The following is a 22,417-nucleotide window of genomic DNA, read 5'->3' as shown; positions in this document are numbered from 1 at the left end:
GGCGTCGGCCGTACCGCCTCGGCGACAGGAAGGGCAGGAGTCATGCGCGTACTGTTCATGCCGGGTCCGGCCATCGGCCACGCGTTCCCCCTGGTACCGCTCGGGTGGGCGTTCCGCGCGGCCGGGCACGAGGTCGTCTTCGTCACCGCCGGTGACGCGCTTGCGGTCGCCCGGGCCGGGCTCTCGGTCCTGGACGCCGTGCCCGGACGGACCACCTCGGACATGCAGGCACAGTTCATCAGGGACGTGCCACGCCTCTTCGAGCCCATCGGCACCGATCCGATCGGCGAGATGGAGGAGCGCAAGCCGTACATCGTCTCGGCCTGGGACCCGTTCGTGGACGCCCACGTCGCGCTCGGCGAGTGGGTCCAGCCGGATCTGGTGGTGTACGACCCGATCTTCGCGGTCGGCCCGGTCGTCTCCGCGAAGCTCAAGGTGCCGGCGGTGGCGCACAGCCTCGGGCTGGCCCGGTTCACCCCCGACCTTCTGCGCGAGCTGCCCGGAGCGGTGGCGATGCGCCGGCACGGGGTGGCGTTGCCCGAGGGCATCCCGACCGTGGACATCGCCCCGCCCAGCCTGGTCGAGGGCGGGCCGGCCGACATCTCCATGCGCTACGTGCCGTACAACGGGGGCGGGGTCCTGCCCGACTGGCTCCGGGAGCCGGTCACCCGGCCTCGGATCGCTGTCACCTTCGGCACCCTCGGCGGGCCGGACCGGTTCGCCGCCGGTATCGAGCGGGTGCTCACCGCCGCGTCCGAGATCGACGCCGAGTTCGTGCTGGCGATCGGGGAGTCCGCGGCGCCGGCCGACCTGCCGCCGAACGTGCGTACCACCGGCTGGGTGCCGCTGAACCAGTTGCTTGGCGGCTGCGTCGCCGCGATCCACCACGGCGGTGACGGCACGACCCTCACCTGCGCCTCGCTCGGCGTCCGCCAGATGGTGCTGCCCGGAGCGCCGGACGAGCTGGTCACCGGGGAACTACTGCGCACCCGGGGGCTGGCGCACGTGCTGGACGCGATGGATGAGCTTGACGTCGCCGCTGTCGGCCGGCTGCTCACCGACGCGGAGCTGGGCCGCGTGGCCGCTGAGGTACGGGCCGAGATCGCCGCGCTGCCGTCACCGGCCGAGGTGGTGCCTCGGCTGGCCGCGCCGGCGTGACACCGGCGGCGGGCGGCTCGTGGCCGCCCGCCGCCCGCCGCCCGCCGCCGGTCGTCGGGCTCCCGCCGTCGGCCGCGCTGGTCGGGGTGTAGTGCGTCGGCGCCTGTGCCGCGTTCGCCCGGCACCGTGGTCGGCGGCGCCACGGCCGCCGCGATTCCGTCCGATCGGGCCGGTGGGCCGGGGCCGCAGGTACCACTTTTGGTTGACGAACATATAGCTAGCCGGTGGGCCGCCGCCTAGGATGCGAGGTGGTGATGCCGGGGTGAGGCACCGCGGCGACGACGCGCTCCCAGGGAGGTCCGCCGCCATGACCGTCGGAGTCTGGAACTACCTGGCCGAGTACGCCAGCGAGCGCGAGGACGTCCTCGGCGCCGTGGATCAGGTCTTCTCCTCCGGCCGGCTGGTGCTCGGGGAGAGCGTGCGCGGCTTCGAGCGGGAGTTCGCCGCCTACCACGGCGTACCGCACTGCGTCTCCGTGGCGAACGGCACCGACGCCATCTCGCTCGGCCTCTGGGCGCTGGGCGTACGCCCCGGCGACGAGGTGGTCACCGTCGCCAACACCGCCGCGCCGACAGTGCTCGCCATCGACGCCGTGGGCGCCGTGCCGGTCTTCGTGGACGTGGACGAGGCGACCTGTCTCATGCGCGTCGACCAGGTCGCCGGTGCGATCACGGCGCGTACCCGGGTGCTGCTCCCGGTTCACCTCTACGGGCAGTGCGTCGAGATGGCGTCACTGCGGGCGCTCGCCGCCGAGCACGGCCTCGCGGTGCTGGAGGACTGCGCCCAGGCGCACGGCGCGCGCCACCACGGCCGCGTGGCCGGGTCACTCGGTGACGCCGCCGCCTTCTCGTTCTACCCGACGAAGGTGCTCGGCGCGTACGGCGACGGCGGCGCGACGATCACCGCCGACCCGGAGGTGGAGCGGCGCCTGCGCCGGCTGCGGTTCTACGGGATGGAGGACCGCTACTACGTGGTCGAGACGCCCGGGCGCAACAGCCGCCTGGACGAGGTGCAGGCGGAGATCCTGCGCCGCAAGCTGAGCCGGCTGGACCGCTACGTCGCCGCCCGCCGCGAGATCGCCCGCCGCTACGACGAGGGGCTGGCGGGCACCGGGCTGGCCCTGCCGGTCACCGCGCCCGGCAACGAGCACGTCTACTACCTCTACGTGGTGCGGCACCCGCGGCGCGACGAACTCCTGGAGGGGTTGCGTCCGCACGGCATCGAGCTGAACGTCAGCTACCGCTGGCCGGTGCACACCATGCGCGGCTTCGCCCACCTCGGCTACTCGGACGGGTCGCTCCCGGTCACCGAGCGGCTGGCGGGGGAGATCTTCTCGCTGCCCATGTATCCGTCCCTGGATCCGGACACCCAGGCCCGGGTGATCGACGCGCTGCGCAAGGTCCTGCTGGCCGGGTGAGGCTCGGAGCCCGGGACCGCAAGAATTGAGAATCATATAGCAAACCCCGGTCGTGCGGATCTACCATCGTCGAATGGAGCCTTCCACGTTCAGCACCCCGGTCGGAGACTTCGCCGACCTCCGTGACGACTTCCTACGGCTCACCACCGAGATCGGCTGGTGCACCGTCGCCACAGTGGACGGGCGGGGCCGGCCGCGCAGCCGCATCATGCACGTCTCCTGGGAGGTCGGCGATGTCGGCCCGACCGGCTGGGCCAGCACCTCCCGCACCCCGGTCAAGACCGCCCACCTCAACCGCAATCCGTACGTCTCGTGCAGTTACTGGACGCCCGCGCACGACGCCGTGTTCGTCGACTGCCGCGCCACCTGGCTGGAGCCGGGCGACACCAAGCGTCACGTCTGGGACCTGGTCGCCACCGAGGCGACCCGACGCGGCTTCGACCCGTACGCGGTCTGGCCCGACGGCCCTACCGACGGTGGCTTCGAGGTGCTCCAGTTCGACCCCTGGCGCGTTCAGATCACCCTTCAGGACCTGGCCAACGGGCAGACCATCGGATCGTCGCGGGTCTGGCACGCCGCCGGGCGGTCCGCGCCCACCGGCGCGCTGCTCACCGGCTGATCCCGTCCCGGGCCGCGGTCCTACCCGCCGGCGCGGCCGGCCCGTCCCCCGCCGACGCGGCGCGCCGCGCCGGCCCGACACCGAGGGAACGCACCATGACCAGCACCCTGCGCACACCCGCGTCGGCGCCCGGCCGCCTGCCAGTCGTCGGGCACGGCCTGCAGATGAAGCGACGGCCCGCCGAGTTCCTGCTCGAACTCCAGTCCGGTGAGCCGGTCGTCACCATCGCGCTCGGCAAACGCCCGGCGTACGTGGTGAACGATCCGACACTGATTCGCGAGCTGCTCCGCGACGGCGACACCTTCGTCCGAGGCGGGCCGATGACCGACCGCTTCCGGTCCATGTTCGGCAACGGCCTCGGCATCTCCGAGGGCGAGTTCCACCGCCGCCAGCGGGCGCTGATCCAGCCCGCCTTCCACCGCAACAAGGTCATCCACTACACCGAGCTGATGAGCCGGACGGTCGCCGCCAAGCTCGACTCCTGGCGGGACGGCCGGCTCATCGCGGTCGAGAAGGAGATGGACGAGCTGGCCCTCACGAACGTCGTGGAGGTCGTCTTCGCCGGCGACCGCAGCCTCGACCGCACCCGGTTCATGGCCGCGACCACCACCGTCCTGGGCGGGCTGTTCCGCCGGATCACCGACGTGACAGGCGTGCTGACCCGCCTGCCCACCCAGGCCAACCGCGACTACGACGCCGCAGCCGAGTACCTGCGGACCACCATCCGCCGGGTCATCGCCGAGTACCGCGCGGCCGGCACCGACCACGGCGACCTGCTGTCGATGATGCTCTTCGCCCGCGACGACGACGGCCGGCCCGCGATGAGCGACGAGCAGGTCCACGACGAGGTGATGACGTTCTTCATCGCCGGCAGCAACACCATCGCCAACACGCTCTGCTGGGCGCTGCACCACGTCGGCGCGGACCCCGAGGTACGCCGTCGGCTGCACGCCGAGGTGGACCGGGTGCTCGACGGACGCGCCGCCGGCTACGCCGACGTGGCGGCGCTGGCGTACACCCGCCAGATCCTCTCCGAGACGCTGCGGCTGCGCACCCAGGGGCTGTTCAACAACCGGGTGACCGCCCGCGACGCCGAGCTGGGCGGCTACCTGATCCCGGCCGGCTCGGACGTGCTCTACAGCTTCCACGCCGTGCACCACAACCCGGGCATCTACCCGGAGCCTGGGCGGTTCGACCCGGACCGGTGGCTGCCGGAGCGGGCACGGGCCCTGCCGCGCGGCGCCTTCATGCCGTTCGCCACCGGCGTGCACGGCTGCATCGGCGACCAGTTCGCCTGGACCGAGATGATCGTCTCGCTGGCCAGCATCGCCGCCCGCTGGCACCTGGAGCCGGTGCCGGGTCACGAGCCGAAGCCCGTACCGGCCATGACCATGCCCGTCGACGCGCTGCCGATGACCGCGCGCCGCCGTTCCCGCTGACCGGTGGACGCCCGGCCACCGGCCCGCTTGGGCGGGTGGCCGGGCGTCGACGGGTACGGGGACCGGACGCTCAGAGCTCCCCGGCGATCACGTTGCCCGGCGCGTCCGGGTCGGCGCTGAGATAGAACTCGTGCGCCGCCCGGCCGTACTCCTCGCTGGTGAGGTAGCCGTCCCGGTCGGTGTCGAGCCGGTCGAAGATCCGCTGGGTCTCCTCCGACCGCATGCCGCTCTTGCTCTGCGCCGCGAACATCTCCGCGTGGTTGATGCGCCCGTCCCGGTCGGCGTCTGCCACGTCGAAGACGGCCAGGCTGAACGGCACCGCCGCGTTCGTCACGAACTCCGGGAACTCCGGCTTGTCGGCCCAGGCCACCCACTCGGCGACTGTCACCCGCTTCTCGCCGTCCGGCCCGTCGCTGCCGCGCATCCCGCGCCACATCCGGGCCGCCGCGCCGTGGATGCGCCGCCAACCCGGCGAGTACGGCTCCACCCCGTACGTGTCGCACCAGATCTGGGCCATCGCGGTGATGTCCAGCCCGTCGACGACGCCGTCCCCGTCGGCGTCGTACGAGGCGAACACCTTCTCCAGCTTGCGGCGTTGCAGTTCGGTGGTCATCTCGATCCTCTCGTGGCGATGGATGGGGGTCAGGCCGGGGCGGTCGCCCGGACGGTGAGCGCGGTCGAGGTCAGGTCGACCAGGCCGTCCGGGTCGGCGCGTCCCCCGGCGGCGGCGGCCACCTCCGCCCAGAGCGCGTCCCGCCCGGCCGCGTCGAGCGCCTCTACCCGGCGGCGGACAGGTGGTGGCGCCACCGCCCGGGTGAACCGCGCGTACTCGGCCGGGTCACGGAACCGGAACGGGACCGGGTACTCGTCGACAGTCACGTCCCGCAGGCCGGCGCCCGTCAGTCCGGCGGCCAGCGCCTCCGGGTCGCAGAGGCGGTACGGTCCGGGGACATCCGGTGGCCCGGACGGCAGGTCCAGCCGTCGCGCGAGCACGCCGTACCCGAGCGACATCAGCGGCACCCGCGGCGGCGGTGCCCACACCGCCGCGGCGAGCACGCCGCCCGGCACGAGCATCCGGGCGATCCGGCCGAACGCGGCGCCGGGGTCGACGGCGAACATCAGGCCGAGCCGGCTGAGCACCACGTCGAAGGCGCGTGGCGGCAGCTCCACCGTCTCGAGATCAGCGACGAGGAAGTTGACGTTGCGCCGCCCCGCGGCCCGGCGGCGGGCCACCGCGAGCATGGCAGGGGAGAGGTCGACACCGGTGACGGTGCCGTTCGGACCGACGACGTCGGCGGCGCTGAGCGCCGGTTCTCCCGGCCCGGTCGCGACGTCCAGGACGCGGTGACCCGGCCGTACGCCACCCAGCTCCAGCAGCCGCGCGGTGAGTGCGGCGCCGCCCCGCTCGAACGTCTCCCACTCGCGGGTCCAGCCGTCGCTGACGGCGTCCCAGGTCCGCCGCTGTTCGGCCTTCACGGCAGTGGCATCTGTCGGTACGGACATCGCTCCTCCTGTGGTCCGTCAGGTCACCGACCCGATCGGGCCGGCTCGTGGTCGGCGGACCGCTCGTCGGCGTCCTGGGGTTCCCGCAGCACCCAGGCCCGCCGTCGCCGGCCCGGCCCGGCCCCGTCCGGCGACCCGGCCGGGCGGTCACGCCGCCCGCGTGCCATCAGCAGCAGCAGGATCGCGCCGGTCGCCACCGGCAGCAGCAGCAGGACCAGCCCGGCCGCTCCGCCCGTACCCCCATGGTGGCCGCCCCCGGCAGACCCCTCCGGCGGCGCGGTGACCGGCGGCGAGACGGTCCGGGCCGCCTGCGACGGCGCGACGAGCCCGGCGGCGACGGTGAACGGGACCACGCCGGTGGCGGTCTGCCCGGTGGCGAGCCGGGCGTGGTAGCCGAGTCGGTAGCGCCCGTCGCCCACCACGGTCACCGGCAGCTCGACGTCGGTCCCGCTGAACCGCGGCGCGCCGGTCGCGGCGAACGCCCCGCCCGGGCCGACCAGCCAGACGTGTGTCTGCCCGCCGTCGAGCGGGCCGGTGAACGTCAACGTCGCAGCCGTCGGCGCCGTGGTCAGCCGGGCGCCGGCCGGCGGGTCGGTGGTCACCAACCGCGCCGGTCGCACCTGAGCCGCCAGGATCAATCCGGCGATGCCGAGCGCGAGGAGCGTGAGCAGTCCCGCCGCCAGCCACCTCGGCCCCGGCCCGCGTTTCACCGGACCTCGGCCGCCCGGCGGCAACTGCACCGCATCCGGGCCAGTTCGTCGGCGAGCGGCGTGCGGTGCAGGTACATCGCCACCATCATCGGCAGGAACACCACGGCGTTGTAGAACAGGTGCAGCTCCACCCGGGGCGTCACCAGTTGTAGCAGGCTCGTCGGCACCGGCTGCCCGGCCAGGTTGCTGCCGGTGAGCGACTGCACCAGCAGCAGCAGGTGCTCCAGGTGGTGCCACACCTGGATCAGCAGCGCCGCCGTCCACCAGGTCCGGGCACGGCCGACGAAGCCGCCGCGCAGCAGCCAGAAGCCGGCGAGCATGACGAGCGCGTACCCGTAGTGCAGCCACTCGCTCTCGACCAGCCACGGGAACGGCATGCCGAGCACGCCGCGCGCCTGCGGCCGGGACCAGCCGACCACCCAGATCTGGGCGGCCTGCACCAGGTGTTCGGCCCAGTGGGCGGTGACGACGACAAGAAAGATGTGCAGGGCCGCCCGGTGCCGGCTGCCGTTGAGATCGAGCTTCGGCCCGCCGGCGTCGCGCTTCTCCGACAGGGTCACTGCGCCTCCTTCAGGAGCTGTTGGATGTGCCGGCGGCCGGCGGCCGGGTGGGGGTCCCCGGACCTGTCGAACCGGCCCCGCCGGAAGATCAAAGCGTCGCGGTCGGCGCCCGTGCGCGCGGCCACCAGACGGCCCACCACGATCACGTGGTCGCCGCCGTCGTGGCAGCGCCACGGTCGGCACTCCAGCCAGGCCAGCGCGCCGTGCAGCAGCGGCGCGCCGGTCCGCTCGCCGGGCGACCAGCCGACGGTGGCGAACTGTGCGTGTCCGGGCCGCCGGTGCCGGTCGGTGAAGTGCCGGGCCAGGTGCTCCTGCCCGGCGGCCAGCACGGAGACGCCGAACCCGTCCGCATCGGCCAGGCAGGCGGACATCAGGCTGTCCCGGCTCACGCACAGCAGCACCAGCGGCGGGTCCAGCGAGACCGAGGTGAACGAGTTCGCCGTCATGCCGTGCGGCAGCGCGCCACCCACCGTCAGCACCGTCACGCCGGTGACGAACTCGCCGAGCACCGTACGCAGCGCCCCGGCGGCCGGCGCGTCCACTGCGCGCTCAGGCACGACCGGACACCCCCTCGGCCGCCCGGTACGGCGCCAGCGCCCGCACCAGCGGCGGCGGCACGCGGGTCGGCACCACCTGCCCGGCGACCTCCCGCATGCAGGCGATCCGCTGATGCCCCCGGGCCACCGGCACCAGTCCGCCGGGGCCGTCGCGCAGATAGTCGAAGGCCAGGCCGAGCTGCGTCTGGGTCAGCTCGGCCAGGCTCATCCGGATGCGCAGTTCGTCGAAGGCGTCGAGTTCGGCGAGGAACTCGCAGTCCACCCGCAGCGTGAACAGCTTCAGCCCGGCGCGCAGGTCGTCGACCACCGCCGGGGCATGCTCGTGCAGGAACATCTCCCGGCAGCGGCCCTGCCAGCGCAGATAGTTGACGTAGTAGACGTTGCCGACGAGGTTCGTCTCCTCGAAGCCGACCACGTGGCGGTACTCGTACCAGGAGGACACGTCACACCCCCGTCGCGGTGAGGACGGCGACGACCACCGGCTGCGGCTCGCCGGTGACGCGGACCGGGCCGGTGGCCACAGTGACCCGGCCGCTGCGCAACAGCACCCACTCGCCGTCGACGCCGGCCACCGTGAGCGGGGCGTCCACCGGCAGCCCCGCCTTGACCAGGCTCTCCTTGGCGCACCACACCCGGGTGGCGGCGACGTCGGCGTCCTCGCCACGGTCGGCGGCGATCTGCCCGGCCAGCCCGGCGTGCCGGCCGAGCAGGTCGGTCCAGACCTCGGCGGGCCGGTGCCGGACCACCTCCAGATCGCAGGCGAGCGGCCCGGCACCGGCCACCAGCAGGCTGGCGGCACCGCTGTGGGCGGCCGAGACGTGCCGGCCGTTGACGTCCTCCGGCCGTCCGTCCGGCCGGTACCGCAGACGCACCGGCCGCCCCACGGCCCGCCCGACGGCCACTGCCGTGACCTCCCGGCGCGGTCCGTCCGTCCGGTCCGGACGCGGTTCCACCACCACCGCCAGGTCGGCGCCGAGCAGCCGGCCCAGCCGCCGCTCCAGCACCGGCCCGAGCAGCGCGGGCGGCCACGGCAGGGCGGCCGGTCGGTGGCGTACCGCGCGCAGCCGCAGGCCGAGCCAGCGTTCCACCACCACCCCGGCCGCGCCGAGGACGGTCACGTCGTACCGGTAGGTGTCGTCCCGGTGCTCCCGCTCCACCGCCACGAAACGGATCTGTTCGGTGGCGGCGAGCTTCGGCCCGGCCGGCTCCACCCGGTCCACCGACACCGGCAGCAGCGTCGAGTCCGGTACGCAGACCTGGATGCCGTGCAGGAAGGCGTCCCGCGCGCCCGCGTCGCCGAGCAGCAGCCGTTGCGGCAGGAACGCGTGGAACCAGCGCAAATCCTCGGTGGTGGCGACGTCCGCCTCGGCCCGTCGGGATGCGACCCGGTGGTAGCGCACCAGCCGGCGGAACCGGTCGCCCTGGAAGAGCAGGTCGCCGTAGAGGTCCCGGCCCGGTTCCAGCGGTACCGGCGGCAGCCCGCCGGTCACACCGGGCGCCTCCCGGTCGCCCTCGTCCGGCTCGAAGCGGACGGTGCCCCGGAAGTGGTCGGCCGCGAAGCCCGTCTCGTCGCTGCGGATCGCCACCTCCACCACGCCCGCTTCGGCCTGTACGGCGGCGATCCGGACGGTGACGCGCCCGCCGCGTGCCACCACCACGGGCCGGGGGAAGCTGACGCCGGTCAGCACCGGCACACCGGTGGCGCCGCTGAGCGCCGTGGCGACCTGCGCCATCGCCTCCATGCCGAGTACCGCGGGCAGCAGGAGGTTACCGTCGAGGTCGTGCTCGGTCAGGTACGGATCGCTCTCTGCCGAGAGGTCCGCCTCGACCACCAGCTCCACCCCGTCGTACTGCACCAGGGGGCGTTCCAGGAAGCGCAGCAGCGGCAGCTCCCGCCGCTCGTGGCGCAGCGTGTCCAGCCCTTCGGTCCGGCCGGTGACCACCACCGCGGCAGGCAGCCGGGACAGCGCGAGTACCTGTCGCAGCGCCCGTACGCCCTCGTCCGGCGGGATCGGGGTGATCCCGGCGCGCAGCAGGGACTCGACGGCGGAGAGCCGTTCACCCATGCCGACGCCGGACCAGACCGACCACTCCAGACACACCGCGCGGCATCCGGGGTACCGGCGGCCGGTCTCGGCGGTCAGCCGGGCCAGCCAGTCGTTGGCCAGCGCGTAGTGGGCCTCGCCGGGCAGGCCGCCGCGCCCGATCACGCTGCCGAACGTCACCAGCAGTCGCAGCCCGTCCGCCTCGACGGCGGCGAGGATGTTCGCCAGGCCGTCCACCTTCGGTCCGAGCGTGGCGCGCAGCGTGTCCGGGTCCAGTGCGGCGAGGGCTGCGGGCCGGTTGACCCCGGCGCCGTGCAGCACACCGGCGACCGGACCCAGGTGCTCCCGCACCTGCGCCACGGCGGCGCGTACCGCCTCCGGGTCGGTGACGTCGGCGCGGACGTACCGCAGACGCACCCCCGCCTCCCGCATCCGTGCCAGGTTGGCGGCCAGCTCGGGGTCTCCGGCCGGGTCCGCCCGTCCGAGCAGCGCCAGCCGGGCACCGGTGTCCCGGGCCAGCGCGAGGGCGCACTCGGCGGTGATGCCCTTCCCGCCGCCGGTCACCAGCAGCACGTCGTCCGGTCGCAGCTGCGGACCGGCCGGTCCGCCGTGTACCGGGCCGGGCGGTGGCAGCGGCCGGAGCAGGGGAACACGTCGCGTGCCGTCCGCGTCGTGGTGCGACTCGGCGTACCCGTCGGTGGCGGCCACCTCGCGTACCACCCGTTGCACCAGGTCGTCGATGGGTGCCGCCTCGACCAGCGTCACGTGCAGGTTCGTGCCCTCAAGCCGGGCGGTACGGGCCAGCCCGGAGACGCCCCGGCCGTGCTGGACGACCACCAGGCGGTTGCCCGGCCGCTGGGCCACCGCCGCCTGGACGGCGCGCAGCGCGAGGTCGACGTCCACCTCTTCGTCCCCGTCCGGGCAGAGCAACACCCCGGCGCCGACGCCCGCACCGGCGAGCGCGTCGCGCAGCGCGTCCGCGTACGGGTGACCGGCCGGCGCGTACAGACGCCAGTCACCCGGTCCGGCGGGGCCGGCGGGGATCCGCTCCACCGGCTCCTCGACCAGCTCGACGGTGAAGCCGCGCACCCACGGGGCGACGCCGTCCACCCGCCGGTCGACGGCCGGGGTGGCCGGATCCAGTTCCCGCAGCGCGTCGGCGATCTCGCGCAGTGTGGCGGTGGCGAAGTTCGTCGGGGCCTGCACCGCCGGCAGGCCGAGTTCCCGGGCCGCCTCGTTGACCAACTGTCCCACCGCGATCGAGCTGAGGTGCAGGCCGTCGAGGAGCCGGATGTCCGCGCCGACGCTCTCGGCCGGCAGCTCCGCGCGGGAGGCGGCCAGCCGGCGCAGCACGGCCAGCGGATCGGCTGCCGGTTGCCGTTCACTGCCGGTGGCGGGTCGTCCGGCGTCAGCCGGCCGGGCCGCGACGGCCGGGGACGCCGCGTCGACGACGACCGGAGGGGCCGCCTCGCACGGGCTGGCGAAGAAGCGCTGCCGGGCGGTCAGGTCGAGTGGACGGACCGGGCGGTCGCTGACGAGCGTGCCGTGGTCGACGGGCGCGCCCAGCGCCCACAGCGCGCCGACGGTACCGAGGAACCCGGCGAGCGTCGGCGCGTCGGTGCCGGTGGCGAACACCGGCACGTCCACCAGGTCCCGGGCCATCCGCGCGAGCACCTGGCCTGGGCCCACCTCGACCAGCGCGTCCACCCGCTTGCCGGCCTCGGTGACCGCCTCGGCGAAGCGCACCGGCTCGGTGATCTGCCGCCGCAGCAACGCCATCAGGTCCGTGCCGGAGCTCAGCTCCGCGCCGGTGACGGTGGAGACCACCGGCCGACGCGGCGGGGCGAGCCGGACCCCTTCCAGCCAGTCGCCGAACTCGCGCGCCGCCGAGGCCATCAGGGGGGAGTGGAACGCGTGCGAGACGGCCAGGTCCGCCCAGTGCACACCGGCCTCGGTGGCCCGCTCGCACACCCGTCGCACCGCGTCGGACGGACCGGCGACCACTGTCTGCCGGGGCCCGTTGTAGCCGGCCACCACCACCGGCTCCGCGCCGATCAACCGGGCGGTAGCGGTGTCGTCGGCGGCCAGGCCGGCCATCGTGCCCGGTTCCCGGCAGCCGGCCATGACCGCGCCGCGGGCCGCGGCGATCCGCAGCACCGCCTCCGCGTCGACGGTGCCGGCCCAGTGCAGCGCGGTGATCTCGCCGAGGCTGTGCCCGACCGCCACCCGCGCCTCGACGCCGAGTTCGGTGAGCACCCGCAGGCCGGCCAGGGAATCCGCCGCGATGCGCGGCTGAGCCACCTCGGTGGCCACCGGGTCCGCGCCGGCCGGCAGCGCCGCCCGGCGGTGCACCTCGGCGGCGGCCGGGAAGCGCCGGGCCAGCGCGCCGCCGTCGACGCGCCGGCCGGAGCCCTGGCCGGGAAAGAGGAACCCGAGCCGGGCCGGCCGCAGCGTGCGCCGCAGCGCCAGCCCGTCGGCGAACAGTTCCTCCTCGCCCCGGTCGAGCGCCGCCAGGGCGTGCCCGAACCGGTCGGCCGCCTCGGCGGGGGAGGCGGCAACCACCGCCAGCCGCATCGGCCGATCGCGTACCTCACCGGCCAGCGCGCCGGCCAGGTCGGTCAGCTCGCCGTACGACAGCCGGGCCAGCGGGGGCAGCAGCGTGGCCACCCGTTCCCGCAGCGCGGCCGGATCGGCCGCGTCGAGCAGCAGCAGCTCGGCGTCCTGGGCGTGCCGGGCGAGCCGGAGCTGCTGTCGCCGGATGCGCTCCGGCACGGCGGACGGGCCGGCCTCCAGTACCAGGTGGGTGTTGATTCCGCCGAAGCCCATCGCGATGACCCCGGCGCGCAGCGGCGCCCCGTCCGGCCAGGGCTCGGCCACCGGCGCGGCGCGCAGCGTCCGGTCGGCGGCGGTCAGCTCCGGGCGCGGGCGGGTGCAATTGGCTGTGGGCGGGACGATCGCATGCCGCAGCGCCATCGTCGCCTTGATCAGCCCGGCCACCCCGGCGGCGGCCTTCGTGTGCCCGATGAGCGCCTTGATCGAGCCGATGGCGGCCGGATCGGTGGCCCCGGCGTCGCGCCGGGCGGCGGAGAGCGCGCGCAGCTCGGTGGCGTCGCCGACCGCCGTGCCGGTGCCGTGCCCCTCGAAGAGCGGCACCGTGCCGATGCCGAAACCGGCCCGCTGGTACGCCCGGTCCAGCGCCAGCCGGTAGCCCTGCGCCTCCGGCCGGGTCATCCCGCCGCGCCCGTCGGAGGAGACACCCCAGCCGGCGATCGACGCGTACACGGTGCGCCCCTGCGCCACCGCGTCGTCGTGGCGCATCAGCACGACCATGCCGCAGCCCTCACCCGGCCAGAAGCCCTGCGACCGTTCGTCGTAGACGCGCATCTCATCGCGGGCCAGCGCGCCGGCCTTGGCGAAGCCGACCATCTCGAACGGGTCGATAGACAGGTCCACCCCGCCCGCGACGGCCACGTCGATCTCGCCGACGGCCAGGGCGCGTGCGGCGGTGACCACCGACAGCAGGCTGGAGGCGCAGGCCGCGTCCACGGTCCAGCCGCCGCCGCCGAGGTCGAAGTGGTTGCAGATCCGCCCGGCGATGGTGTTGGACAGACCACCGGCGAGCGTGTCCTCGTCGATCGGCGGGAAGGGGCTCTTGTACCGCTCCTCGGTCACCGCGAGGAACTCCGCGATCCGGTCGTCCGACCATCCCTGTTCGCGCAGCCCGGCTGCCAGCACCCGGCGTACGTACGGCCAGCGCAGCCGCAGCACGTTGGCGCGGGAGAACTCGCCGGTGAGGGTGTTGCCGACCACGACAGCGGTGCGTTCCCGGGGCAGTCCGGCGCCGTCCGGCCAGCCGGCGTCGGCGAGCGCCTCGCCGGCCACGTCCAGCGCCAGCCAGTGGGTGAGGTCGGTGGAGCGGTAGGTGCTGCCGGCGATCCGGTGGCGGATCCGGTCGAACGTGTACCCCTCGATGACCGCCGCGTTCCGGTTGTAGAACCGGTCCGGTGCGGCCGGGTCGGCGTCCCAGTAGTCCTCCAGGCTCATCCGCTCCGGCGGCAGCCGGCGGAACGCCCGCCGCCCACTCAGGACGTTGCGCCACAGGTCGGCCACCGAATCGGCTTCCGGGTAGCGGCAGCTCATGCCGACGACCGCGATTCTGCTCATGTCGTGACTCCTGAGGTTGTGCGACTCGCGGATCAGGCGGGCACGGGCCGCTTGGTGTTGTCCGCGGAGACGGGACCGGTAGTGGCCGGTGTCCCGGGCGTTGCGGGCGAGAGGGGGTGGTCCTGTTCGCGGCGCCGCTGCTCGCGGCGCGAGGCGTGCAGCGACCAGAGGAAGAGGCCGCGGACCAGGCAGACGATCGCGGTGGCGAAGAAGAGTCCGTACGTCACCGAGGCGCCGGTCAGCACGCCGTACACGAGCGCCACCCCGCCGCCGAACGCGAACTGGGCGGCGGGCCGGCTCGGCGTCGTACCCGGGTCCGTGATCATGTAGTTGGTGAAGAGGACGAACGCGGTACCGGTCATGGTGGCCAGCGCGGCCGGGATCGACGTGTCCAGGATCAGGCCCCGGACCATCGACTGCACCACGAAGATCGACAGCCAGCCGGCGATCAGCCACATCCGGCGGGTCAGCTTGGCGTTGAGCATCGTGCCCAGCACGAGGATCACCGCCACGATCGCCCAGTCGGCGGGGCCGGAGAGATTCTCGGTGAAGTGGTACGGGGGCGCGATGGAGACCCACGGGAACAGCAGCAGCACGATCGCGATGCCGAAGTTCGACGGGTTCATGAAGTGCCGCAGCCGCCCGTCGACCGGCGTCCGCAGCAGCCACTTGCCGCTGATCGCCACCAGCACACCGAATAGCATCACCAGCAGCCGGTCGTTCGTGTAGAGCAGCATGTTCACCGCAAGCGCGGTTATGTGCGCCGGGAAGAGGAACTCGACCAGGTTGCGGACGCCGCCCGCGTACCGGGGGGCGCGGCCCTCGCCCCGCGCGCCCACCGCCTCCAGCAGCAGCTCCGCGGCGTACGCGGTAAGCACGGCGTACACCGGCCAGAGCGCGGGCTGTTCGAAGCCGAGGACCGTGTAACCGAGGATGTTGAGGACGGTGATCGAGATCGCGAAGCGGCGCAGCGCTGTCACTCGCGGGTCGCGTGGCTTCGTCATGAACTCGCCTCCTGTGCCTGGGTGCCGAGGGTGAGCGCGTGCCGGCCGGGCGTGAGCGTCAGCGTCTGCGTACGGGGAGCGCCGGTGCGGTCCCGCCAGGCCAGGTCGACCTGGACCGGCCCGGTGACGTCACCGAGGCCGACGTGCACCTCGAAGCTGCGCCGGCCGGAGTGGCCGCTGCCGCCGTCGACGCGGCCGCGCAGCACGCGACCGTCCGGGGTGCGGACGGTGACGTCGGCGCCGATCACGGGGGAGCCGGTGGCGGCGTCACCGGCCGGTGGCCGGTTCAGCTTCAGGGAGAGCTGCGAGCCGGTGCCGGGGCTGTCGTTGCGGTAGAACACCGGCGCGTCCCACTGCCGGGCCACCGCCATGTCCAGCCGGCCGTCGCCGTCGGCGTCGCCGAGCGCGATGCCCCGGGTCGGGATCGGCGCGGCCAGGCCGAGCCGGTCGGCGATGTCGGCGTACCCGCCGTCGAGCCTCTGGACGTGCAGGCGCAGCGGCTGGCCACCGGCGATGTCGTCGCCCGCGCGGACCCGTGGCCACCACGAGGTGTGCTCCAGCAGTGTGTCGTTCGCGGTGGCCAGCTCCTGGAGCTGCGCCCACCGGTTCACCTCGCCCTTGACGAAACCGCTGGTCTGCACGATGTCGGGCCGGCCGCGGTTGGTCAGGTCGGCGATCTTGACGTCCCAGCTCCAGCCGCTCCAGGCGAGGTTCAGCGGGACGCTGCGGTCGACGAACGGAGCCCGGCCGGCGGCGAGCCGCTGCCGCAGGTCGTCGGCGTCGCGCGCCTGGTTGATGAAGGCGAAGTTGCTCTCCTGGATCCCGAACGAGGTGGTGATGTTGCCGACGTACATGTCGTAGAGGCCGTCGCCATCCAGGTCGCCGACGTCGACGCCCATGCCCTTGAAGGAGTCGTGGCCGAGGATCTTCGACTTGGGCACCGTGAGCCGGCTGCCCTCGCCCTCGGCGAGGGCCAGCCGCACCCGGCCCGGCGTGGAGCGGTTGTGCAGCAGCCGGTCGGGGCCGAAGTCGTTCGCGACGTACAGCTCGGGCAGCAGATCGCCGTCGAGGTCGGTGGCGCTCGACGCGAGCGCCCAGCCTCGGGAGACGTCGTCGCCGAAGAGATCCGGCACGTCGGCGAAGGTGACACTGTCGGCGGTCGCGCCGGTCCAGCGCAGGATGTGGTCGCGCCCGCCGTTGTACGCGGCGGACATGGACCTGTTCATCGCCACGCCGCCGCTGACGGTGTGGTCGAGCACCGGGCCGTCGGGGAAGTAGTTGCCGACGAACACGTCCTCGTGGCCGTCGCCGTCGAAGTCCGCAACGCTCACCGTGTTGGTGTTCCACCGCGGCCCGGTGTAGCCGCCGTCCGCGGCCGGGGGCCGGTCAACCAGCTCGACCGGCCGGAACGCCGCCGCGGACAGACCGGCGGCGTCCGGGCGGGCCAGGAACGTCACCGGCGTCCGGCCCCACCAGTAGACGAGCAGGTCGGTGCGGCCGTCCTCGTTGAAGTCGCCGGGTGCGCAGCCCATCGGCGCCATGTGCGGGCCCATCGGCAGCGGCGCCGGGTCGAGCACGAACGGCTGATACCGCTCCTGGCGCTCCCCGGGCGTGGGGGTGACCACCACCCGGTCGATCCGTACGTCGGTGACGCAGAGGTCGTTCGCCAGGCCGTCGCCGTCGATGTCGTTCATGGCTACCCCGGCGCCCACCGAGGAGATCCACGCGTCGATGTGCGTGTACTCCTTGTTGACCCGGCGGATGCTCTGCTGCGGCAGGCCGCCCGGGATCGCGATGGACAGCGGCGTGAACCGGTAGCCCTCGGCCATGCGCCGCCGTTCGTCGTCGGTGGCAGTAGCCGGCTCGGAGATCAGGAACAGGCCGACGATCAGCAGCAGGGCGGTCAGCCCGGCGCAGTGACGTCGGCCCCAACCAAGGATCATGGACACCCGGTCAGCACCTCCCCAGCAGGACGAGATGGTCGGCGATCCGCTGACGCCACACCGCGAAGGCGGGCCGCGAGGCCGAATCGGTCAGGTCGGCGAGCGCCGCGTCGGTGATCGAGGCGGCCTGCTCGACGTTTGTGACGCAGAACGCCCCGACCGCGACAGCGGTGTGCGTCGGGACGTGCCCGGCGCGGATCCGGGCCTTGGCCGCGAACGCGCCGCCCTGGCCGAGCGCCGGACGGTGCTCGCCGGCAGCCTCGCGGAGCATTCTCAGCTCGCCCAGCTCGGCGCCACCGGCGTAGCTGGCGGCCAGGCCGACCCCGCTCCACAGGTCGGGGTGCCGGTCGGCGGAGAAGCGGTGGAGCAGGCGGACCAGTTCGGCCGGGTCGGCGCCGGCGACGAACCACAGCGCCCGGCCGATGCCCTGGTCCACCGCGCGCGGGGCGTAGTGCCGCAGCTCCGCCGGCCAGATGTGCGCCGGGTCGCGGTGGCCTTCGTGGACGTACCGGCCGGTGTGGAAGTAGGCCTGGTGGAAGCCGTAGCCGTCGAGGGCGAGCCAGCGCAACAGCGGGTCGGGCGGAAGGACCGCCGGCCAGCGCCAGCGGGGCAGCCGGGCCATGGCCCACCCGGTGCCGACGTGCGCCATGTAGGCGTGCGCGTCGCCGCGTCCGGCCAGGAATCGTGCCAGACTCCGGCCGCCGCCGGGGCGCAGGCTGTCCATCAGGGCGTACGCCATCGCGGCGCCCTCGTAGGCGAAACCGCGCAGCGGTGCCGGGCGACGTTCCAGCAGTTCCTCGGCGGCCCGGGGCGAGGGTGCCCCGGCGGCGTCGCCGAACCCGCCTATGAAACTCAGCCCGGCACTTTCCAGGGCCTGCCGCGCGGCGTCGCTCTTGACGTGGAAACCGCGTACGTCAAACAACGCCTCGCGCTTATCCGGAGTCAGGATGCGTTGTCGCAGTGCCAACAAGATTCGGGCCATGGCAAGTCCAATTCGCCGTGGGTGTACGCATGCGGATGCCGCTCGCCTGCAGCGAAGCTCTTCGATTGGCGTGCGCGCTCCGGCCAATACTTGCGGAAGCCTCGGCCACTGTCTTCTCGCAGGTTGCTGTGTTGCCTCCGGCGGGTGCCGAGGGCTGGTCGGCCGGGCCGGAGAAGCCGGTCGCGCGCAGGCCGGGCAGCGGCTTCCGGACCGGCTCGACCAGGAGGGACGGACGGCTGTCACGTGCGCCGGAGCTGCCGGTGCGCAGCCAATCAAGACTCGTTCAAGAGCTGCACAGCACCATTGGCCACGGTTTCCACGTAGCGATGGAGGGGCCATGGGGCTGTTTTCCGGTGCCGACTGCAAGGATCACGGCGGTCGGCTGGCCGCCATTGTCCGGGTGATCGAGCACATGAAAAGAGAACTCAGCAGGCCGTTGCCGCTGGAGACTTTGGCGCGCCTGGCCCCGTTCAGCCCCTTCTATTTTCATCGCGTGTTCAAGCAGGCCACCTCGATGACACCGGCACGTTTCCTGGCAGCCCTGCGCATGGCCGAGGCGCGACGGTTGCTACTGGTTTCCTCGCTCACCGTCACGGCGATCAGCGCCCAGGTCGGGTACTCCAGCGTCGGCACGTTCACGACCCAGTTCCGGCGCTGGGTGAGCCTGCCGCCGGAGCGGTTCCGCCAGCTCGCCCGCCAGTTGGCAGGCGTGTCGGTGTCGGCCCTACTGCCGGTGATCAGGGGGCGCGCGATCGTCGCCGGCCAGGCGCACCGGGCGCTGGTGCACCTCGACACGGTTGACCTGCCGGGTCTGCTGCTCGCCGCGGTGGCGCCCCGCAACGGCGGGCGCAACGAGTGGTGGACGGCCGCGCCGCGGCCACTACCCGCCGCGCTGCCCGCCACCGTGCCGCCGGGCGAGCACCGCGCCCGCGTCCTGCTGTTGCGGCCGGACCGGGACGCCACCGCGGCGCTCGTCGACGGCGCGCCGGACAGTTTCCTGGTCGGTGACACGGAGCTGCAAGTACCGGCCGGTGACCAGCACGCCCGGCCCACGGCGCTGGCCACGCTCACGGTGCCGGTACGGCAGGTGCGGGTCACTGATCCGCCGCTGCTCTCGGCCACGCCGCTGCGCTGGCTGCTGGGCGTGTCGCAGGCCGGCTGGCGGGGGCGGGCGCCGGTGGCGGACGAGCGGCACCCGCTGCGAGCCGCCTGATGGCGGCGTGGGTCGGGCCGTCCCCGAAGATCGAACTGCACGTCCACTTCGAGGGGACGGTGCGGCCGGAGACACTGCTGGTCATCGCCCGGCGCAACGGCGAGCGGCTGCCCGCGGAGACGGTCGAGGGGCTGCGTCCGCTCTACGAGTTCACCGACTTCGCGCACTTCGTCCGGACGTGGGTGCTCACCACCAACTGCCTGCGTACCGCCGACGACTTCCGGCGCGTCGTGGTGGAGTACGCCGCCGAGGCCGCCGCCCACGGCGCGGTCTACCTGGAGGGCATCTTCTCGCCGGCCGAGCGGGTGCGCCGGGGCGTCGGCTGGACGGCCGTCTTCGAGGGGTACGCCGATGGCGCGGCCGAGGCGTACGAGCGGCATGGCGTACGTGTGCTGTTGACTCCCGACGTGGATCGCGAGCTGTCGCCGGCCGACGCCGAGGAGTGCGCCCGCCAGGCCGTGCGTTACCGGGACCGGGGCGTGGTCGGGTTCGGGCTGGGCGGGCCGGAGCTGGCCGCACCGGCGAACGTGTTCGCCAGGGCCGTGGCGATCGCCCGCGACGGTGGCCTGGCGTTCGTCCCGCACGGTGGCGAGGCGGGCGGTCCCGACTCGGTGCGTGACCTGCTGGAACTGGCCCCGGCGCGGATCCGGCACGGTGTCCGGGCCGCCGAGGACGACGGTCTGCTCGCCGAACTGCGGGACCGGCGTGTGGTGCTGGACGTGTGCCCCACGTCGAACCTGCGGACCCGGGTGGTGGGGTCCGAGGCGGCGCATCCGCTACCCCGTCTGGTCGCCGCCGGTCTGCTCTGTACCGTCGGCACCGACGACCCGGCGATGTTCGGCACCGACCTGGCTCGTGAGCACGAGCTGGCGGCGCGTCTCGGGCTCGGGCCGGAGCGGGCGTACGCCGCCGGGGTGACCGGGGCGCTCTGCGACGACGCGACGCGTGCTCATCTGGCGGAGGTGGGCCGGCGGGCCTACGGCTGACCCGTCGGCACCGGCTTGCCGGCCCGGAAGACGAGCTTGGACTTGTCGATGTTTTCCGGGTCGCCCTCGCAGTCCACCACCACGATCTGGCCCGGGGTCAGTTCGTTGAAGAGGATCCGCTCGGACAGGTTGTCCTCGATGTCGCGCTGGATCGTGCGGCGTAGCGGCCGTGCGCCCAGTACCGGGTCGAAGCCCTTCTTCGCCAGGTACTTCTTGGCGTTGTCGGTCAGCTCCAGACCCATGTCCTTGTTGCGTAGCTGCGTCTCGATCCGCTGGATCATGATGTCCACGATCGAGAGGATCTCGTTCTCGCGCAGCTGGTGGAAGACGATGGTGTCGTCGATGCGGTTGAGGAACTCGGGCCGGAAGTGCTGCTTGAGTTCGTCGTTGACCTTCTGCTTCATCCGGTCGTAGTTCGACTCGGAGTCCTCAGATGCCTGGAAGCCCAGCGACACCGCCTTGGCGACGTCACGCGTACCGAGGTTGGTGGTCAGGATGATGACCGTGTTCTTGAAGTCCACGATCCGGCCCTGACCGTCGGTCAGACGCCCGTCCTCCAGGATCTGCAGGAGCGTGTTGAACACGTCCGGGTGGGCCTTCTCGATCTCGTCGAACAGGACCACCGAGAACGGCCGGCGCCGCACCTTCTCGGTCAGCTGCCCACCCTCGTCGTAGCCGACGTAGCCCGGAGGGGCACCGACGAGCCGGGACACCGTGTACCGGTCGTGGAACTCCGACATGTCGAGCTGGATGAGGGCGTCCTCGCTGCCGAACAGGAACTCGGCGAGCGCCTTGGACAGCTCGGTCTTACCGACGCCGGACGGGCCGGCGAAGATGAACGAGCCGGAGGGACGCTTCGGGTCCTTCAGGCCGGCCCGGGTACGCCGGATCGCCTTCGACACCGCCTTGACCGCGTCCTCCTGGCCGATGACGCGCTTGTGCAGCTCGTCTTCCATACGCAGCAGACGCGAGGTCTCCTCCTCGGTCAGCTTGTAGACCGGGATACCGGTCCAGTTACCGAGCACCTCGGCGATCTGCTCGTCGTCGACCTCGCTGACGACGTCCAGATCACCGGCCTTCCACTCCTTCTCCCGCTGCGCCTTCTGACCCAACAGCTGCTTCTCCGTGTCGCGCAGCTGCGCAGCCCGCTCGAAGTCCTGCGCATCGATCGCGGACTCCTTGTCACGGCGCACCTGAGCGATGCGCTCGTCGAAGTCGCGCAGGTCCGGCGGCGCGGTCATCCGGCGGATCCGCATCCGGGCACCCGCCTCATCGATCAGATCGATCGCCTTGTCCGGCAGGAACCGATCCGAGATGTACCGGTCGGCGAGCGTCGCCGCGGCGACCAGAGCAGCATCAGTGATGGACACACGGTGGTGCGCCTCGTAACGGTCCCGCAGACCCTTGAGGATCTCGATGGTGTGAGCCAGAGACGGCTCACCCACCTGGATCGGCTGGAAACGACGCTCCAGAGCAGCGTCCTTCTCCAAGTGCTTACGGTACTCGTCGAGCGTGGTGGCACCGATGGTCTGCAACTCACCACGGGCCAACATCGGCTTGAGGATGCTCGCGGCGTCGATCGCGCCCTCAGCCGCCCCCGCACCCACCAAAGTGTGGATCTCGTCGATGAACAAAATGATGTCACCACGAGTACGGATCTCCTTGAGCACCTTCTTCAGACGCTCCTCGAAATCACCACGGTAACGGGAACCAGCCACCAGAGCACCCAGGTCAAGCGTGTAAAGCTGCTTGTCCTTCAGCGTCTCGGGCACCTCACCCTTGATGATCTTCTGCGACAGACCCTCCACCACAGCGGTCTTACCGACACCAGGCTCACCGATCAACACCGGGTTGTTCTTGGTCCGGCGGGACAGCACCTGCATGACCCGCTCGATCTCCTTCTCACGCCCGATCACCGGATCGAGCTTGCCCTCACGCGCCGCCTGGGTCAGGTTACGGCCGAACTGGTCCAACACGAGACTGGTCGACGGCGCGGCCTCACCCGGGGCAGCACCAGCAGCAGCCGGCTCCTTACCCTGATAGCCCGACAGCAACTGGATGACCTGCTGCCGCACCCGGTTCAGATCAGCACCCAGCTTCACCAGAACCTGCGCAGC

At 72.9% G+C, this 22,417-nt stretch carries 17 protein-coding genes; 6 read left to right on the top strand and 11 right to left on the bottom strand.

Features of this window, described 5'->3' with window-relative positions; translation table 11 throughout:
- The first annotated feature begins 42 nt into the window (after nucleotides 1-42).
- From C569_RS0124050 to C569_RS0124030, 4 genes are all read left to right on the top strand, one after another.
- Nucleotides 43-1,158 (top strand): nucleotide disphospho-sugar-binding domain-containing protein, encoded by a 1,116-nt coding sequence (locus C569_RS0124050; RefSeq protein WP_018788296.1) that lies wholly within the window; start codon nucleotides 43-45, stop codon nucleotides 1,156-1,158.
- Between the two features lie 307 nt (nucleotides 1,159-1,465).
- The gene (locus C569_RS0124040) at nucleotides 1,466-2,575 is read left to right on the top strand and encodes a DegT/DnrJ/EryC1/StrS aminotransferase family protein (protein WP_018788294.1); all 1,110 of its coding nucleotides are present in this window, start codon (nucleotides 1,466-1,468) and stop codon (nucleotides 2,573-2,575) included.
- Nucleotides 2,576-2,648: 73 nt separating this feature from the next.
- Nucleotides 2,649-3,194 (top strand): pyridoxamine 5'-phosphate oxidase family protein, encoded by a 546-nt coding sequence (locus tag C569_RS0124035; RefSeq protein WP_018788293.1) that lies wholly within the window; start codon nucleotides 2,649-2,651, stop codon nucleotides 3,192-3,194.
- Nucleotides 3,195-3,289: 95 nt separating this feature from the next.
- The gene (locus C569_RS0124030) at nucleotides 3,290-4,633 is read left to right on the top strand and encodes a cytochrome P450 (RefSeq protein WP_018788292.1); all 1,344 of its coding nucleotides are present in this window, start codon (nucleotides 3,290-3,292) and stop codon (nucleotides 4,631-4,633) included.
- A gap of 70 nt (nucleotides 4,634-4,703) precedes the next feature.
- Here the strand turns inward: C569_RS0124030 and C569_RS0124025 are convergent, their stop codons facing one another.
- From C569_RS0124025 to C569_RS0123980, 10 genes are read right to left on the bottom strand one after another with little or no spacing between them, the layout of a single operon-like run.
- Nucleotides 4,704-5,246 (bottom strand): EF-hand domain-containing protein, encoded by a 543-nt coding sequence (locus tag C569_RS0124025; protein WP_018788291.1) that lies wholly within the window; start codon nucleotides 5,244-5,246, stop codon nucleotides 4,704-4,706.
- Between the two features lie 29 nt (nucleotides 5,247-5,275).
- Complete coding sequence (locus tag C569_RS0124020; RefSeq protein ID WP_026268581.1) at nucleotides 5,276-6,136, bottom strand: class I SAM-dependent methyltransferase; 861 nt, start codon at nucleotides 6,134-6,136, stop codon at nucleotides 5,276-5,278.
- A gap of 23 nt (nucleotides 6,137-6,159) precedes the next feature.
- Entirely contained in the window at nucleotides 6,160-6,846 is a 687-nt protein-coding gene (locus tag C569_RS0124015; RefSeq protein ID WP_196806773.1) for a copper resistance protein CopC, read from the bottom strand.
- Entirely contained in the window at nucleotides 6,843-7,406 is a 564-nt protein-coding gene (locus C569_RS0124010) for a hypothetical protein (RefSeq protein ID WP_018788288.1), read from the bottom strand. The genes C569_RS0124015 and C569_RS0124010 overlap by 4 nt, the downstream gene beginning before the upstream one ends.
- Nucleotides 7,403-7,963 (bottom strand): flavin reductase family protein, encoded by a 561-nt coding sequence (locus C569_RS0124005; protein ID WP_051090527.1) that lies wholly within the window; start codon nucleotides 7,961-7,963, stop codon nucleotides 7,403-7,405. Before C569_RS0124005 ends, C569_RS0124010 begins: the two co-directional genes overlap by 4 nt.
- Nucleotides 7,956-8,405 (bottom strand): thioesterase family protein, encoded by a 450-nt coding sequence (locus C569_RS0124000; protein WP_018788286.1) that lies wholly within the window; start codon nucleotides 8,403-8,405, stop codon nucleotides 7,956-7,958. Before C569_RS0124000 ends, C569_RS0124005 begins: the two co-directional genes overlap by 8 nt.
- Before the next feature lies 1 nt (nucleotide 8,406).
- A complete protein-coding gene (locus C569_RS0123995; RefSeq protein WP_026268580.1) occupies nucleotides 8,407-14,172 on the bottom strand; it encodes an SDR family NAD(P)-dependent oxidoreductase in 5,766 nt (1,921 codons plus the stop codon).
- 32 nt (nucleotides 14,173-14,204) lie between these two features.
- A complete protein-coding gene (locus tag C569_RS30950) occupies nucleotides 14,205-15,176 on the bottom strand; it encodes a hypothetical protein (RefSeq protein WP_036346783.1) in 972 nt (323 codons plus the stop codon).
- Nucleotides 15,173-17,125, bottom strand: coding sequence for a CRTAC1 family protein (locus C569_RS0123985; protein WP_018788283.1), 1,953 nt, complete (start codon nucleotides 17,123-17,125; stop codon nucleotides 15,173-15,175). The genes C569_RS30950 and C569_RS0123985 overlap by 4 nt, the downstream gene beginning before the upstream one ends.
- A 4-nt stretch (nucleotides 17,126-17,129) precedes the next feature.
- Nucleotides 17,130-18,101 carry a DUF1702 family protein gene (locus C569_RS0123980; RefSeq protein WP_036346780.1) on the bottom strand — a complete coding sequence of 324 codons (972 nt, stop codon included), beginning with the start codon at nucleotides 18,099-18,101 and terminating at the stop codon, nucleotides 17,130-17,132.
- Between the two features lie 337 nt (nucleotides 18,102-18,438).
- Here C569_RS0123980 and C569_RS0123975 point away from each other — a divergent pair, with 337 nt between their 5' ends.
- Together C569_RS0123975 and add are read left to right on the top strand one after the other, a co-directional pair.
- A complete protein-coding gene (locus C569_RS0123975) occupies nucleotides 18,439-19,314 on the top strand; it encodes an AraC family transcriptional regulator (protein ID WP_231394879.1) in 876 nt (291 codons plus the stop codon).
- Nucleotides 19,314-20,300, top strand: a complete 987-nt coding sequence (gene add, locus C569_RS0123970; protein ID WP_018788280.1) for an adenosine deaminase — start codon at nucleotides 19,314-19,316, stop codon at nucleotides 20,298-20,300. The genes C569_RS0123975 and add overlap by 1 nt, the downstream gene beginning before the upstream one ends.
- Here add and C569_RS30945 read toward each other — a convergent pair.
- Nucleotides 20,291-22,417: ATP-dependent Clp protease ATP-binding subunit (locus C569_RS30945; RefSeq protein ID WP_036346777.1), on the bottom strand; the 2,127-nt coding region annotated here is incomplete at its 5' end. The two genes, add and C569_RS30945, sit on opposite strands and share 10 nt — an antisense overlap.

It is taken from the genome of Micromonospora sp. CNB394, from assembly GCF_000374985.1.
Classification (GTDB): domain Bacteria; phylum Actinomycetota; class Actinomycetes; order Mycobacteriales; family Micromonosporaceae; genus Micromonospora; species Micromonospora marina.
The sequence above is the reverse complement of the archived record's forward strand: the minus strand, read 5'-3'. Positions and strand labels throughout refer to the sequence as shown.